This is a genomic window from Enterococcus sp. AAFC-DPL-5182, from assembly GCF_058216605.1.
In genome coordinates, this window is record NZ_CM177101.1 from 2,152,706 (window position 1) to 2,169,592 (window position 16,887).

Consider the following 16,887-nt stretch of genomic DNA (forward strand, 5'->3'; position numbering starts at 1 on the left):
TAGATACCCGCAAAATTTTTTTATTGCCCCTTTTCATCTGCTTTCGATGGTACCATTTGCCATTTACCATCTGCTTGAATTTCCAAAATATAATTGTCCGAATCTTTAGGAACTTGAACAACTACTTTTCCAGAATAATTGCCTACTTTATCTACTAAAGTTGCGACAACAGTGCCATTGCTATCTAACATTTTCACAATAAAATTCCCTTGTCCATCATGACTGAGTGTAAAAATCACTGGTCCTTTTTTAAAAGCCAAATTTGTCAAAACCTCGTCACCTGTACCTGTTTTTGCTGCGAGTATACCACTCGTTTTATCATCACCAAGGCTTTCATTACTGTAGCTATTTCCAGTATTCACGCCATAATTATCATCTCTAGCAGTCTGTGGACTATTACATTCTATCTTGCAACCAGATAATGCAAATAAGCAGAAAAACACTGCACCTATCAATTTTTTCATCTTTTTCCTCCTTACATCCGCACAATTACGCATCCTGATAAAAGTAACACCATTACTATGAAAACAAATAAAAGGCTAGTTTTTCTATTCATCTTGATCCCTCCTTTAGACGGTTTATTGTCTTATTTAAGTATATAAGATCGCAATTAGGTCAACCTTTTAAAGGTCTCCCGATTTTTTCTGCATACAAAAAAGTATTATCACAGATGCTCTTTATAAGAACGTCCACAATAATACTTATCCTTGCTGTCTATTTATTTTTTGCTTGCTTTCAACACTGCATTTAACATAATAATTCCTGTTACGATTGTTGTTACTGCTTGTAACAACTTGATTTTATCGATTCCCTTTGACTTAACGGTCATAGTAATCCCTCCTGTTGTTTATAAATTTATTTTACAACTAGAATGCTCTCATTACCAACATCAGGTTTTATTGACTAATAATAAAAACACCAATAATAATCAAAATCACAGCTAAAACTTTTCGAACACTTAGCTTTTCTTTAAAAATAAAATAACTAATAATAACTGTCCAAACATAGGTTAACGACGTCATTGGGAAAGCGATCGAATAATCTAAAAATTTTAATAAAACAATATTAGTTACTGCACTTAAAATATATAAAAACGAACCCAGATAAATCCAACCACTTCGCAATACTCGTTTGAGACTCAATTGTGGTAAGTCATTCATTCCTTTTTTCAACGCTAAAGCACCTGCACTGCCAGAAAAAGTAGTAATGACAAGAATCGTCAAAATTGCTGCATAATCCATCATATGGTTTCCTCGTTTCCTTCAATCCCTAGAAGAATCGAACCAGCAATAATGAATCCTGTTCCTAATAATTTATACCAAGTAATACTTTCATTTAAGAATAGTGCACCTAATACGATCGACAAGGCAAATCCCAAACTCATCATTGGTTGTAAAATCGATACTTCTCCATAACGAAAAGCTGCCATCATAAAAAACATTCCTGCTCCTGCAGCTAAAAAACCGACTGCATAAAGTACAATTGCGTAACTCCCTGTTCCATCAGCGCCAAATTTCCATGCCAATTGACCTAAACTACTCAACGCAGCTGCAATTAAAATCAGTATAACGCCTAAGCTTAACTTTTGTTGTTTATTTTTAGCATCCATATGGTTTCTCCTTTCTAACAATAACGATGGATAAACTCAAACACAGTATCAAAATAATGCTCTGGTTCATAAATAAAAGAAGAGAGATGGGGTGCCTTTTCAACAATCAAGCTTTCTTTGACACCATTGGTAGCTTCCATATTGTCATAAAGCATTTGATGCGGTACAAATTTATCACCCGTTCCGTGAATAAATAAAGTTGGTAAATCATTTTTAGCCAACTGAGCAACAGAAGAAGCTTCTTTAAGTGAGTATCCAACCTTTTTTTTAGCCATTATATTGGCAATAGTCAATATAGGAAAAGCTGGTAACTTAAACGCCGAACGTAACATAGCTCCAAATTCATCATAGACAGATGAATACCCACAATCAACAACCAAACCTTTGATAGATGCTGGTAGTTCCTCACCACTTGTCATCATCACAGTTGCAGCACCCATTGAACCGCCAAATAGAATGATTTCAGCATGTGGTTCGATCTTAACCACTTCTTGAATCCATTTCAATAAATCTAAACGGTCCAACCATCCCATTCCTATCACATTTCCTGTACTTTGGCCATGCGCTCTTAAATCAGGAATCAATATATTATAGTGCTGATTAGAAAATTGAGAAGCAACATAGGCCATGTCACGCTGACCGTAAGAACGATAACCATGGACACAAATCACCCATTTCTTACTTTCAGGGTGCGGAACGATCAAACGGCTATAGAGCTTTTCCCCGTCTGTCTCTAGCCAATGATCCTGAGCAAATTTTGTCTGCCAAAATATATCGCCTTGTTGATTTTGTTGCTCTTCAGTAAGGTCATATTGCGACTGTCCCTTATTAAAATTATCAGGATTCATCATTTTATGGCCCATTTTGTCATACCAATTATTATCTCTAAAAAGCGCTACATTCAAGAAGAAATTTGCCGCATAAACTGACACTGCCACAACCAAAATAAATAAAATAACCAAAATCAACACAATCCACTTCAAACACGACACCTCTATTCTAAGTTTTATTCTCTTAACTAAGTATACTCTTATTTAAGAAAAAAAGTATCGATGTACTCAAACAAGTGTGAGTAAAAAAAGTTAGTGGAATATAACTCTTCGAGTCATATTCCACTAACTTAGAATCTGGATAAACATTTCTGAGCTATCCCCTAATTATTATTACTCACAATCTAATGAAACCAAGTCCTCATAAGTCTCACGACGTATGACTAACTTATCTTGCCCATCTTCCACAAAAACAACTGCTGGTTTTAAATTGCGATTATAGTTATTAGCCATTGAATACCCATATGCACCAGTGCTTGTCATAGCAAATAAATCTTCTGCTTCCATCGGCGGCAACGCGATTTCTTTGATCAAAATATCGCCTGATTCACAATATTTGCCGACAATTCTCATATTCTCAGCTGCATCGTTACTGATTCTATTCGCCAAAAAGCCATCATAAACTGCATCATATAATGCTGGTCGAATATTATCACCCATACCACCATCTACTGAAACATAATGACGAACATCAGGGATTATTTTTTGAGCACCAACTGTATAAATCGTTGTTCCTGCTTCAGCAATAATACTACGCCCTGGTTCGATCCAAATTTCTGGGAACGTATAATCAAGCAATTCACATTGACCTTTTACTGCATTTACAATAGCTTTAACAAATGCTTCTGGCTCTAAAGGATCATCTGCCTCAGTATAGCGCACACCAAAACCGCCGCCCATATTTAAAATGTCCACAGTATAATCAAACGTTTTTTTCCATTCATTCAAAATCAGCAACATTTTTTCAACTGCCGCTAAAAATCCTTCTGCAGAAAATATTTGCGAGCCAATATGGCAATGTACGCCTTTTAACACTAAATAGTCATCAGCCATGATTTTTTCTAGCGCTTGTGTTGCTTGTCCACTATTTACATCAAAACCAAATTTTGAGTCTACTTGCCCGGTTAGAATATACTCATGCGTTTCAGCATCTACCCCAGGCGTAATACGAAACATAACGTTTTGGCTCTTCTTTTTTTCTTTTAAAATAGCACTTAACAAATCGATCTCATAAAAATTATCAATTATGATCGTGCCAACCCCTTGCTCCACTGCATAGGCAAGTTCTTCTTTGGTCTTATTATTTCCATGAAACTCAATATTTGCAGGAGACATACCGCCTTTGATCGCTGTATAAATCTCTCCAGCTGAAACAACATCACAACCTAGCTCTTCTTCTTCTAGCAGTTTATACATTGCTAAACAGCAGAATGCTTTGCTTGCATAGATAACCTTATTTTTTACTCCTAAAGAGTCGAATGTTTGTTTGAAGCCTCTAGCACGTTGACGAATATGTGCAACATCATAAACGAATAATGGTGTTCCGTATTTCTCAGCTAAACGAACCGTATCGCAACCGCCGATTGTTAAATGTTCATTTTCATTAAATTCCGCCGTTCCAAATAAGAGTGGCATCTCTTCACCTTCTTCAATTGATTTATTAAAAATAATAGCACAAAAATGAAAAACTTCCTATCTATTTTTCATTATTTTCACAACAAATGACTTACATTTCTAGTAACTGATCATATAACTCTTCACTTAACGCTCTCATCCCATCATCTGCTGGTTGGTTTGCAAAAAGAATCACTACGTTTTTATTGTCTTGATCGCCATAAATCACAGTATCATAACCACCCAAATTCCCTTCAGAATATTTTAAATCACCAAAATAGACTATGCCTGCCTGGTATCCTTCTTCCTTGGTACCAGCAAGTCGCTCATATTCCGTTTGCTCAAAGAGTTGACCATTGGCTAAGCTTTGAATAAACGACCAAAAATCTTCCGTTGACATATACATATTTCCTGCACCTAACAAGCTAGAGAATAATTTTTCACTTGCTGGAAAAGGATCTGCTTGATAATCTTCCCCCATGTAATAATAAGGACGGGGAATTATGACATCTTTTGGTACGGCATCCCAAAAATAAGTATGCGTCAAAGAGAGTTTATCAATTACCCTTTTTCTGACAACTTCTTCATAAGGTTGACCTGTAAGCTTGGAAATAATTCCCGCTAATAAAGTATAGTTAACATTCGTATAAGTAAACTCTTTATTGCTCGTGACAGACATAGCAGTTAAAGCATTCTCTATCTGACTGTCTTGATCTTTTAATAATAGTTCTGGTTCTTCTTCTGCCATGAAAATACCTGAATTATGATCAAGCAGTTGCTGAATCGTGATTGTTTGGCTTAGATCAATATCTGGGTAAAATGTATCTAATGTAGTGCTTAACTTTACCTTACCTTCTTTTACTAATTCTAAAACAATTGAGCCAGTAATTATTTTTTGTAAAGAAGCAATAGGGAACGGACCGTCTATTTTATTTGGTTGTTTTTCTTGTGCATCTGCATAACCATAGCTTTGTTGATAGAAAATTTGATCTTGGTTCACTAACAATACCGACCCTTGAAAATGAGTCTCATTTATTATCTTATCAATATTCTTTTGTCGATCCGCCTTAGAGAATTTATCCTCTTGATTACTTGCCTGTTTCTGTGATGATCCTCCTCCGAAAAGACTGTTTTCTTCATCAAAAAACCAATTACCTACTAGAATTAAAAGCAAAAAGAATGTGCCAATCAAAATAGACAACTTCCATCGCTTATTCATCTCACTCACTTCTTTCTCAATAGACTTCCTATAAATTATACCATTTACTGAAAAATAATCAGACTACTAAGAAAAAAATAATACAAGAGGCTGAGACATGACTCTATAAGTCACATCACAATCTCTTGTATTTTCATTCTACTGTTCTTGTGCGATCGTCAATATAGCAGATGGGATTCGATATGGGGAACATGAAATATAATCTACACCAATCTTTTTTAGGAATCGAATGGACTGCGGATCTCCACCTACTTCTCCACAAACACCAATTTTAATCGTTGGATCAACGCTTCTGATTTTATCTACCGCAATTTTCATCAACGCACCGACTCCTTCTTCATCGATATGCTGAAACGGATCTTCTTTTAGTAATTGCTTCTCTTGATAGGCACCTATAAATTTCACTGAATCATCTCGAGAAAACCCATAAGTCAGTTGAGTTAAATCATTTGTACCAAAACTAAAAAAGTCAGCAACTGTTGCAATTTTTTCTGCTGTTAAACAAGCTCTAGGAATCTCTAACATCGTCCCTATTTTGTATGGGATCGTTTGCTGTTTTTCGTCAAATATTTTTTGAATTGCTTGAACCAATCGTTCTCGTAGCCAATGCATCTCTTCTTGGCTGCCAATCAAAGGGATCATAATTTCTGGAACGATCCTTAGATTCTTTTCTTTTTGAGCAACTTCTATCGCACTCTCAATTATAGCCGCTACTTGCATTTCATAAATTTCTGGTGTTGTAACTGCCAATCGACATCCTCGATGGCCGAGCATTGGATTTTGTTCATGGAGTTCTTCTATTCGATGCTTGATCTCAGCAACTGTTCTCTGTGTTGCATTGGCCAAATGAATAATTTCTTCTTCCGTTTGCGGCAAAAATTCATGTAGCGGTGGATCTAATAGACGAATCGTACACTCTTTTCCTTTTAACAAGGTAAACATTGTTCGAAAATCATCTTTTTGGAACTCTTTTAACAAACTTAAAGGGGCTATCAGGGATTCTTCATTTTCTGCAAGAATCATCTTGCGCATTTCAAATATCCGTTCTTCCCCAAAAAACATATGCTCAGTTCTTGCCAAACCAATTCCTTGAGCGCCTAATTTCAATGCTGTTTTAATGTCTTTAGGTGTTTCAGCATTGGCTTTGACACCAATACTCGCTTCCTCTTTTGCCCAGTCTGTAATGGTTTCTAATAATTGCCATTCATCTCCCTCAACGTATGGTATACTGCCTAGATAAATAGTTCCTGTAGTTCCATCTACTGAGATGATATCGCCCTGATGCAATGTAATACCGCCTGCCGTTGCCTGTTCTAAAAATTCATCTACATAAATATCTTCACAGCCCGCAACACAACAAACCCCCATACCACGGGCTACCACTGCAGCATGAGAAGTCATACCACCTCTAGAGGTTACGATAGCTTCACTAACTACCATGCCTTCAATATCTTCTGGGGATGTCTCTTGACGGATCAAAATAACTTTCTCTCCTAGTTCACTAGCTTTTTTGGCTTGTTCAGCTGTAAAATAGATTTTCCCACTAGCAGCTCCAGGACTTGCTGGGAGTCCCTTAGCAAAAAGCTCAGCATGATTTAGTTGATCCGGTTCAAAAACAGGGTGAAGTAACTGAGTCACGATAGTTGGATTGATTCGCTGAATCGCTTCTTTCTTAGAAATAATTCCTTCTTCAACTAATTGAATACAAACTTTAAACGCAGATTTGGCTGTTCGTTTGCCATTTCTCGTCTGCAGAAGATATAATTTGCGATTTTCAATCGTAAATTCAATATCTTGCATATCTTTATAATGACTCTCCAACAAATGACTTAAGCGTAAGAACTCTTGGTAAACTTCCGGCATCAAAACATTCAGTTCACTGATTGGCTGCGGTGTTCGTATCCCAGCTACTACATCTTCCCCTTGAGCGTTTAAAAGAAATTCTCCAAAAATCCCTTTGTCACCCGTTGCTGGATTTCTAGTAAAGGCAACACCTGTCCCACTATCAGCCCCAAAATTTCCAAAAACCATCTCTTGAATGTTAACGGCAGTTCCTAATGTATCTGAGATATCATGGAGACGACGATACGTAATTGCTCTACGATTATTCCAAGAACGAAAGACGGCTTCCACTGCCAAAGTCAATTGTTCGTAGGGATCTTGAGGAAAAGCTTGATGGGTCACTTCTAAAAAGATATCTTTATAAACCGCTACCAATTCTTGCCAATCTTCGGCTTGCATTTCTGTATCTACTAAATATTTATTTTTTGATTTGTAAAAATCTAGTTGTTCTTCAAATCGATTTTTATCAATACCGCAAACGACATCGCCAAACATCTGTAATAATCTTCTATAACAATCATAAGCAAAACGATCATCTCCACTTTTTTCTGCTAAGCCGAGAACTGTTTCATCGTTTAGGCCTAAATTTAAAATGGTATCCATCATTCCAGGCATTGAAAATTTTGATCCACTTCTAACCGAAACCAATAAAGGATCCAAAGGGTCCCCAAATATCTTCTTTGTTCTTTTTTCCATACTAAGGACGTGTTCTCGGATTTCTTCATTAAGCTTAGTTGAAACATTTTCTTTCTTTTCAAGATAGTCCAAACAAGCCGTTGTTGTAATCGTAAAACCTGTCGGAACTGGGAGCTTCAATTTTGTCATTTCAGCTAAGTTAGCACCTTTTCCTCCTAATAAATCGCCTTGTTCTTTACTTCCTTCTAAAAAATCAATTACATATGTCACAAGCATAATCTCCTTTTTCTTAATTAGTGTATCACATTTGTCTAAAATTGATTATATTGTGTATCACATTCATTGTCAAGAATAATTAGTGTACCCTTTTTTTATTGTTGCATTATTTTTATAAGAAATATATAATAATTAGTGTGTCACATTTAGAAAGTAGGTCGATAAAATGAAACTTACCTCAAGACAATTAGAGATCATCAAAATCGTTAAGGAAAATGAACCGATCAGCGGGGATAGTATTGCCAAAACTCTTGGTTTAAGCCGTGCGACCTTACGCAGTGATTTAGCTATTTTGACGATGACTGGTTTGCTTGATGCTAGACCAAAAGTTGGCTATTTTTATACTGGTCAAACAATTGAGCCTTTGCTTTACGAAAAACTATACAAGAAAACAGTAGAAGATATTATGCTACCGCCAATCCTTATCCACCAGAGTACAACGGTTTATGATGCCGTAACAAATTTGTTCATGTACGATGTGGGTTCTTTGTATGTAAAAGATGACAATGATGAGTTGAATGGCGTCTTATCTCGTAAAGACTTATTAAGAGCGGCTATCAGCAATCCTAATACAGAAAAAACACCTGTTGCTATGATTATGAGCCGCATGCCAAATATCATCACGATCACTAGCGACCGTACGATTTTGGAGGCTGGGGGCTTATTGATGCAACATAGTATTGATACCTTACCTGTTGTTGAGATTGGTCAGCCAAAAAAAGTGATCGGTAAAGTCACTAAGACTAGAATGATGGCTTATTTTATTAATGCAGGTAATGACATTGAAAAAGAAAATTATTAAAAAATAAAAAGGTCTATTCATAGTTTTTTTCAAAAATTATTTGTAAAGAAACTATAGATTATAACGATCACAATATAGGAGAATGCATTCATGAAAAAAGACAAAATCAAAATTTATTTAGTATCAGATTCAGTTGGTGAAACCGCACAGAAAATCATTTCGGCTGTCTCAGCTCAATACCCAAGTATTGATATGAGCGATATCAAACGTTTCCCATTCATTACAGACGAAGGGCTATTACAGCCAATTTTAAAAGATGCTTTACACGATAAGGCCATTGTCGTTACGACTTTGGTTAATAAAAAACTAGTAAATTTAGTCAAAGAGTTTGCGAATCGAACTGGGTTACAGTATGTGGATTATATGAGCCCTCTAAGTGAAATCGTCGAGGGAACCTTTGGCATTCAGCCTCTACAAGAACCAGGGGCTATCCACAAGTTGAATGAGCAGTATTTTAGCCGTGTTTCAGCGATAGAATTTGCAGTCAGATACGATGACGGTAAGGATTCAAAAGGCTTTTTAGAAGCTGATTACGTATTACTAGGTGTTTCACGGACATCCAAGACACCTTTAAGTATGTATATGGCAAACCGAAATCATAAAGTTGCTAATTTACCTTTGATCCCAGAAGTTTCTTTACCTGCAGAATTAGATCAAATTGATCCAAAAAAAATCATTGGGCTAACAACTAGCATTGAAAGTTTGATGGACATTCGCAAGTCCCGCTTGCATTCACTAGGCCTAAAAGAAGACTCTGCTTATACGAATGCTGATCGTATCCAAGAAGAACTAGATTACGCAAATAGTATTTTTGAAAAATACAATGCACTTGTAATCAATGTTGACAAAAAATCAATTGAAGAAACTACGACGATTATCGAAGATTTAGCCCAAAACAAATAGTCAGGAGTCCTCTAGATGAATAACATTCGATCCAATGAACTGATTGCCGAAATTATAAATTTGGAGGCTATTTTAAATTTACCTAAAGGAACCGAGCATTTTATCAGTGACCTTCATGGAGAATTTGATGCGTTCAATCATATTTTAAGAAATGGCTCAGGAAGCATTCGGGACAAAGTATATACACTTTTCAATCAAAAGCTTTCTGCAGAACAAATGGATGAACTCTGTTTTTTGATTTACTATCCAGAAGAAAAAATTCAAGCATTACAAGAGCAACAGTTGCTATCACAAACTTGGTGGTTTGACACAATTGAACATTTATTGATTATTGTTCGATTTTCTTCAAGTAAATACACCCGCTCCAAAGTTCGGAAAGCCTTACCCGAAACTTATGCCTATATTTTAGAAGAATTAATTTATCAATACGATGAAACGACCGATAAAAAAGCCTACTATCGACAAATCATCAAAAAAATCATCGACCTTGGTGAAGCGGAACGTTTTATAGAAGATTTAGCCTATTTGACTCAACAATTTGTGATCGATCATCTTCATGTCATCGGTGATATTTATGATCGAGGTCCTCATCCTGATAAAATAATCGATAGTTTGATTGATTATCATTCACTTGATATCCAATGGGGAAATCACGACATTATTTGGTTAGGTGCTGTGAGCGGTTCTAAAGCTTGTTTAGCTAATGTTCTGAGAATCTGCGCCCGCTACGGCAACCTTGATCTTTTGGAAAATGCATACGGGATCGATCTAAATTTATTAAAATCATACAGTCGAAAAACTTTTCAGGAGAACCTTCATTTTCTCCCAAAGAAAAATCCGTATAGAAAACTTACGATAACTGAAATAACTGATGCGATGAACATTCAACAAGCGATGGCAATCATTCAAGAAAAATTAGAAGGTCAGCTTATTAAACGGCGACCTGAATTTCAAATGGAGCATCGATTGCTCTTAGATAAAATTCAAAATGACCGTATTACGATTGATAGTCATTCCTATCAATTGATCAACACTTGTTTTCAAACAGTTGATTGGCACGATCCCTATAAGCTATCAAAAGAAGAAGAATTTATCATAAATGATTTACTACAGCAATTCCAACACTCTCAAAAATTAAATCAACATATGGCATTTCTTATAGAAAAAGGTTCACTTTATCTTTCCTATAATCACAACTTGTTGATTCATGGCTGTATTCCTCTTAATGAGGACGGCTCCTTCCAATCTGCATTCTTTAATGGACAAAATTATGCAGGGAGAAGCTTACTCGACTTTTTTGAAACAGCGATTAAACAAGCCTTTGCACAACGATGGCAGTCCGAAGATTTTGCAACTGATGTCGTGTGGTATCTGTGGTGCGGGGAAAGTTCTTCTCTCTTTGGGAAAAAAGCAATGAAAACTTTTGAACGTTATTTTATCCAAGAAACTGAAACGCATATAGAAGAAAAAAATGCTTATTATGAACTGAGGAATAATTCTGAAATCTGTCAGCAAATTTTAAGTGCTTTTGATCTAAATGAAGCAGATGCTCATATTATTAATGGACATACGCCTGTGAAGCAGATCAAAGGGGAATCGCCGATTAAAGCTGATGGTAAAATGATTGTTATTGATGGTGGGTTCTCGCGAGCCTATCAAAAAGTGACTGGAATTGGCGGTTATACGCTTTTATATAATTCTTTTGGCATGCAGTTAGCTGCTCACAAGCCATTTTCGAACAAAGAAACGGCGATTCAAAAAAATGATGATATAATTTCGACAAGACAAATCGTCGATCGACGGCTGAAACGTCTGAAAGTGAAGGATACAACAATTGGTGAGTCGTTGATAAAAGAGACAAAACAGTTAAAACAACAATTAGAAAACCACAATCAACAGCTTTCTAATTTAAAACAAGGGCTTAGACGATTGTAATCAATCGATCTTAGCCCTTATTTTTAATTCATACTATTTTTTCTTTCTCTTTCTGTCTTCTATTTTCTTTGACCCACTTCGGTTATTTGACGATCATTGACTATCAATTGCTCTTCAATTAAATCTCTTATATTATTTCTACACAAAAAATAATTCCACTCCTGTTAGGAACAGACATCACCCTGCTTCACTTATCACAAATCAACATTCTATGATTTTCGTACTTTAACTTACCTTGCAAATCAATAAAAAAAATGATTAAATGAGTATGGTTGTATTTTTAGTTAAACCTTTTATAGAGATTTAATTGGTTTTAATGATTCTTTGATATGATTATTACAATTCTACTTTTTTGAAAGGAACGAAAAGTATTTGGAAAAAAAGAAAATGACTCTATATGGGATGATTTTCTCTATTTGTTTCTTTTTGATTGTATCGTTCTTTTTTTCTACCCATACAGTAGATTACGCAAATGGGACAGAAACAAGCGAACAAATTAGCGTTCCAATAAAAACTGCCTCTGCTTCTGCAGTTAAAAATCCGGAAACAAAAAGAATAAACAGCCCAGAACTGACGAATTTTTATCATAAAATCGAACAAGTGATGACTGATACTGCAAAAACGTTTAAAGGCGATGTGGGCATGACTTATGTCGATCTGACAACTGGAAAACAGATCTCAGTTAATGGAGAAAAGGAATTTTATAGTGCTAGCACAATTAAAGTGCCTTTAGCTATGATGATTGCTGATAAAGTTCAAGCTGGTAGTTTAAAGTGGGATGATCAGCTTACTTTTAATGAAAAAGAAGACTACGAAGATGGTACGGGGATCATTATCAATGATATTCAACCAAAATATTCGTTAAGAACATTGCAAGAATATAGCATCACCTATTCAGATAATATTGCTAAAAATATGTTGTATGATACCTTTGGCGGTGGTGTTGAAGCCAAAAAAGCACTCTACGCTCATTTTTTGCAAAAAGAAACGGATTGGGATGATGCGAAGTTTACTTCTGAAGATGCAGCAAAAATCCTTAAGATTTTATATGATGAAAAATCTTCAAATCAAGAGTATCAAACAATCTATGATTACATGAAAAATACAGTTTTCCATGAACGAATGGATACACCGACAACATCAGGAAAAGTTGCACATAAGATTGGTTCTTATGAAGGTTTTCTGCATGATATCGGCATCTTAGAAACGGAGCATCCTTTTATTTTGACCGTATTTACAAACGGGCAGACTGATGCTGGCATCTCATTTATTTCAACTATTACAGATCAGTTATGGGCAGTACAAAGTCATGAATATCCAAAAAAATGAGGGTAAAACAAAACTAAAAAAATAGTTTTGTTTTACCCTCTAATTCTTAATAAATGACGTAAAAGCACGCTACTTCCTTTATTATAAGTATCAAGCATTGCTTCCCATATTTTTAATTTTAATCAAACGAGTGATCTCACTCCGTTCGTTTTCTTCCAATTTCATCTGAATATAATAAATCGTTTCTTCTAGTTGAGGAATCGTCATGTATTCTAATGCATTCACTCGACGACGAGTTTTTTCAATCTCTTCTGACATCAACTGACAAGTTTTTTCAACTTCCGCTAATTCTAATAATTTGGGTAAAATAGTCGAAATCTTAGCAAACACACCGTCCAGTTCTGCATTAGAATTTAGATAGCCATAATTTAGTGGTGCCTCTGTTACAGTTGCATCATAGTGGAAATTCATGATTGGAACTGTCACACTCATGATATTTTTTTCGATCACATCAAGAGTAATATCATCTGCTGGAATAGCCACCAATTCTTCAATAAAGGCTTCATTTAATGTCGCATTCGCCAATACAAAACTAGCTAACGCATCTGTTAACTCTTCTTCCACATCGATCCGCAGCTGATTATTTTTTTTGACCAGTAAAATAAAACGGCGCATCAGTTCATCTTGCTTATCTTTTAACAATTTATGTCCCCGAGTTGCGGTTCCAAGCTGTTTTTTTAAACGAGAGAGTTCCATTCGAGTAGGATTTACATTTAAACGCACCATAATCGATCACTCTCCTTCGGTCAAGTATTCGTCTAGCATATCGTCTTTGATACGTTTCAATTCAGTTCTTGGTAACATCGATAGCAATTCCCATCCTAGATCCAAGGTTTCATTGATTGAGCGATTTGTATAAAATCCTTGATTGACATATTCTTTTTCAAATCGATCAGCAAATTTCGCATAGATTTTATCGACATCAGATAAAGCCGACTCGCCAAGGACAACTGCTAATTCTTTTGCTTGTTTTCCTTGAGCATAGGCTGCAAACAACTGATTCATTGTAGGCGCATGGTCGATGCGTGTCTTACCTTCACCTGTCCCTTTATCTTTCAAGCGGGATAATGACGGCAAAACGTCGATTGGCGGCTGAATTCCGCTCTTATACAACTCTCTGGATAAAATGATTTGGCCTTCTGTAATATAGCCAGTTAAATCGGGAATTGGATGTGTTTTGTCATCTTCCGGCATCGTTAAAATTGGAATTTGAGTTACTGAGCCTTTTAACCCACGAATACGACCGGCCCGTTCATAAAGAGTAGCTAAATTGGTATACAGATAACCTGGATAGCCGCGACGCCCTGGTACTTCCCGACGCGCTGCTGAAATTTCACGTAACGCTTCACAATAGTTCGTCATATCTGTCATGATCACTAGCACATGCATGCCTTTTTCGTAGGCTAGATATTCAGCGGCAGTCAGCGCCATTCTCGGCGTAGCGATTCGTTCGATCGCAGGATCATTCGCTAGATTCATGAACATTACAGAGCGATCGATCGCTCCTGTTTGGCGGAAATCTTCCATGAAAAATTCAGCTTCTTCAAATGTAATTCCGATTGCTGCAAAAACAACGGCAAACTCTTCATCGCTATTTAGAACATTTGCTTGACGTGCAATTTGTGCTGCTAATTCTTTATGTGGCAATCCTGATCCAGAAAATACTGGTAATTTTTGTCCACGAACTAATGTATTCAAGTGATCGATCGCAGAAATTCCTGTTTGAATGAATTCATCTGGATAATCTCTGGCAACTGGATTGATTACTTCTCCATTGATGTCTACCATTTTTTCAGGTAAAATTTCAGGACCATTGTCCTTTGGTCGACCTAAACCATCAAAAATTCGCCCTACCATATCTTCTGATACACCTAATTCTAAAGGATGACCTAAAAAGCGAACTTTTGAATCACGCAGATTGATTCCACTGGTTCCTTCAAAAATCTGAACCATTGCTTTATCCCCATTGATTTCGAGAACTTGTCCACGCCGAATTTCACCATTTTGCATGCGAACTTCAATCAATTCTTCGTATTTAACTCCTTCAACTTTTTCAACGATCATCAAGGGACCGACAACTTCATTGATCGTACGGTACTCTTTAATCATTTGCCATCCCTCCGTCTGCGATAATTTGTTTTAACGTTTGTTTTATTTCATCAGCTAAGCCATCTAATTGATCAATATCTTCTTCTGGTACATATTTACTTCTAGCAATTTGATCTCTTAGACCAATTGTTCCTGCCATAATTTCTGATAAATAAGCCCCTAAACTTAATGCCGCTTGTCCTTCTTTATAAAAAGTTAAAATCAAATGTAGCATCTTATATTGTTTTTCCCTCGAAGTAAACGTATCCACATCATCAAAGGCATTTTGCTGCAGATAATCTTCACGAATCGATTTAGCAACTTCCAAAGTTAAACGGTCTTTATCAGACAATGAATCAATACCAACTAAACGAACGATTTCTTCTAATTGCGACTCTTCTTGTAAAATGCGCATTCCTTCTGTAACCATCTCAGACCACTCAACTTGTAATTGTTGATCTAGATATTTGCCAACCTCAGAATCATACAATGAATAACTTTGCAGCCAGTTGATTGACGGGAAGTGACGTTTTTGTGCCAATGTTGCGTCTAAACCCCAGAACACTTTTACAACACGTAATGTATTTTGCGTAACAGGTTCAGAAATGTCCCCACCAGATGGAGATACCGCGCTAATCGCTGTAATACTACCTTCGCGATGATCTTTTCCTAATGCTACAACTTGACCCGCCCGTTCATAGTATTCTGCTAGACGACTCCCTAAATAGGCAGGATATCCTTCATCCCCCGGCATTTCTTCTAAACGTCCACTCATTTCGCGTAAAGCCTCCGCCCAACGAGAAGTCGAGTCAGCCATAATCGCTACAGAATAGCCCATATCACGGAAGTATTCCGCAATTGTGATTCCTGTATAGATTGATGCTTCACGAGCTGCTACAGGCATATTAGAGGTATTTGCGATCAATACAGTTCGTTCCATCACAGATTCTCCTGTACTTGGATCAATCAGCTCAGGAAATTCATTCAATACATCTGTCATTTCATTACCGCGCTCACCACAGCCTACATAGACCACTAAATCAACATCTGCCCATTTAGCAATTTGATGTTGTACTACTGTTTTACCAGCCCCGAAAGGACCCGGAACTGCAGCCGCTCCACCTTTAGTCACAGGGAAGAAAGTATCGATCACACGCTGTCCTGTAAGTAACGGCACATCTGGATTTAATTTTTCTAAAATCGGACGACTACGGCGGACAGGCCATTTCTGCATCATTGTGAATTCTTTTTCACCCAGCTCTGTTTTAATTACATAAACGACTTCTTCGATCGTGAACTCACCTTGTTTAACATCTACCACTGTTCCGCTGATGCCAAAGGGCACCATAATTTTGTGAGGAATTACTTTTGTCTCTTGAACAAATCCAATAATATCCCCTGCTGATACTTCATCTCCTATGAAAACGGTCGGTTCAAATAGCCATTTTTTGGTTCTATCCAAAGCTGGAATTTGAACACCTCTGCTTAAGAAATTACTTTCTGTTATTTCAGCGAATGTATCTAAAGGACGCTGAATTCCATCAAACATTTCGGAAATCAATCCAGGTGCTAGTTCAACTGACAGTGCTTCACCAGTTGTAACAACTGGTTCACCAGGTCCAATCCCTGTTGTTTCTTCATATACTTGAATCGATGCAACATCTCCGCGCATCTCAATGATTTCTCCTATTACACCTAGTTCCCCGACATGACAAATATCCTGAATACTTGCATCAGACATATTTTCCGCCATAACTAAAGGACCAGATACTTTAATAATTTTACCAGTTTGCAAACTCATTCC

General features: G+C 36.6%; 14 protein-coding genes. 4 read left to right on the forward strand and 10 right to left on the reverse strand.

Going from position 1 to position 16,887, the window contains the following annotated elements:
• Positions 1-20: 20 nt before the first annotated feature.
• The 7 genes from AC4BB7_RS09975 to ppdK all read right to left on the reverse strand — a co-directional run bounded on the left by AC4BB7_RS09975 (position 21) and on the right by ppdK (position 8,026).
• Positions 21-464, reverse strand: coding sequence for a hypothetical protein (locus AC4BB7_RS09975; protein WP_490482918.1), 444 nt, complete (start codon positions 462-464; stop codon positions 21-23).
• Positions 465-896: 432 nt separating this feature from the next.
• Entirely contained in the window at positions 897-1,244 is a 348-nt protein-coding gene (locus tag AC4BB7_RS09980) for an EamA family transporter (protein WP_086313377.1), read from the reverse strand.
• Entirely contained in the window at positions 1,241-1,609 is a 369-nt protein-coding gene (locus AC4BB7_RS09985; RefSeq protein WP_086313378.1) for an EamA family transporter, read from the reverse strand. Before AC4BB7_RS09985 ends, AC4BB7_RS09980 begins: the two co-directional genes overlap by 4 nt.
• A 14-nt stretch (positions 1,610-1,623) precedes the next feature.
• On the reverse strand, positions 1,624-2,592 hold the full coding sequence (locus AC4BB7_RS09990) for an alpha/beta hydrolase (protein ID WP_490482919.1): 969 nt from the start codon (positions 2,590-2,592) through the stop codon (positions 1,624-1,626).
• A gap of 180 nt (positions 2,593-2,772) precedes the next feature.
• Positions 2,773-4,074, reverse strand: coding sequence for a diaminopimelate decarboxylase (gene lysA, locus AC4BB7_RS09995; protein WP_490482920.1), 1,302 nt, complete (start codon positions 4,072-4,074; stop codon positions 2,773-2,775).
• A gap of 91 nt (positions 4,075-4,165) precedes the next feature.
• The gene (locus AC4BB7_RS10000; RefSeq protein WP_490482921.1) at positions 4,166-5,272 is read right to left on the reverse strand and encodes a serine hydrolase domain-containing protein; all 1,107 of its coding nucleotides are present in this window, start codon (positions 5,270-5,272) and stop codon (positions 4,166-4,168) included.
• Positions 5,273-5,410: 138 nt separating this feature from the next.
• Positions 5,411-8,026, reverse strand: a complete 2,616-nt coding sequence (gene ppdK / locus AC4BB7_RS10005) for a pyruvate, phosphate dikinase (RefSeq protein WP_490482922.1) — start codon at positions 8,024-8,026, stop codon at positions 5,411-5,413.
• Positions 8,027-8,192: 166 nt separating this feature from the next.
• Here ppdK and ccpN point away from each other — a divergent pair, with 166 nt between their 5' ends.
• The 4 genes from ccpN to AC4BB7_RS10025 all read left to right on the forward strand — a co-directional run bounded on the left by ccpN (position 8,193) and on the right by AC4BB7_RS10025 (position 12,995).
• Positions 8,193-8,828, forward strand: a complete 636-nt coding sequence (gene ccpN / locus AC4BB7_RS10010) for a transcriptional regulator CcpN (protein WP_086313383.1) — start codon at positions 8,193-8,195, stop codon at positions 8,826-8,828.
• A gap of 90 nt (positions 8,829-8,918) precedes the next feature.
• Positions 8,919-9,731, forward strand: a complete 813-nt coding sequence (locus AC4BB7_RS10015; RefSeq protein ID WP_490482923.1) for a pyruvate, water dikinase regulatory protein — start codon at positions 8,919-8,921, stop codon at positions 9,729-9,731.
• A 15-nt stretch (positions 9,732-9,746) separates the two neighbouring features.
• Complete coding sequence (locus AC4BB7_RS10020) at positions 9,747-11,666, forward strand: fructose-1,6-bisphosphatase (protein WP_490482924.1); 1,920 nt, start codon at positions 9,747-9,749, stop codon at positions 11,664-11,666.
• Positions 11,667-12,053: 387 nt separating this feature from the next.
• Complete coding sequence (locus AC4BB7_RS10025; RefSeq protein WP_490482925.1) at positions 12,054-12,995, forward strand: serine hydrolase; 942 nt, start codon at positions 12,054-12,056, stop codon at positions 12,993-12,995.
• Positions 12,996-13,085: 90 nt separating this feature from the next.
• Here the strand turns inward: AC4BB7_RS10025 and AC4BB7_RS10030 are convergent, their stop codons facing one another.
• The 3 genes from AC4BB7_RS10030 to AC4BB7_RS10040 are packed head-to-tail and all read right to left on the reverse strand — an operon-like array spanning position 13,086 to position 16,878.
• Positions 13,086-13,721: a V-type ATP synthase subunit D gene (locus AC4BB7_RS10030; protein ID WP_490482926.1), complete on the reverse strand. Its 636-nt coding sequence runs from the start codon at positions 13,719-13,721 to the stop codon at positions 13,086-13,088.
• Positions 13,722-13,727: 6 nt separating this feature from the next.
• Complete coding sequence (locus tag AC4BB7_RS10035; protein ID WP_490482927.1) at positions 13,728-15,104, reverse strand: V-type ATP synthase subunit B; 1,377 nt, start codon at positions 15,102-15,104, stop codon at positions 13,728-13,730.
• A complete protein-coding gene (locus AC4BB7_RS10040) occupies positions 15,097-16,878 on the reverse strand; it encodes a V-type ATP synthase subunit A (protein ID WP_490482928.1) in 1,782 nt (593 codons plus the stop codon). The genes AC4BB7_RS10035 and AC4BB7_RS10040 overlap by 8 nt, the downstream gene beginning before the upstream one ends.
• Between the last annotated feature and the right edge of the window lie 9 nt (positions 16,879-16,887).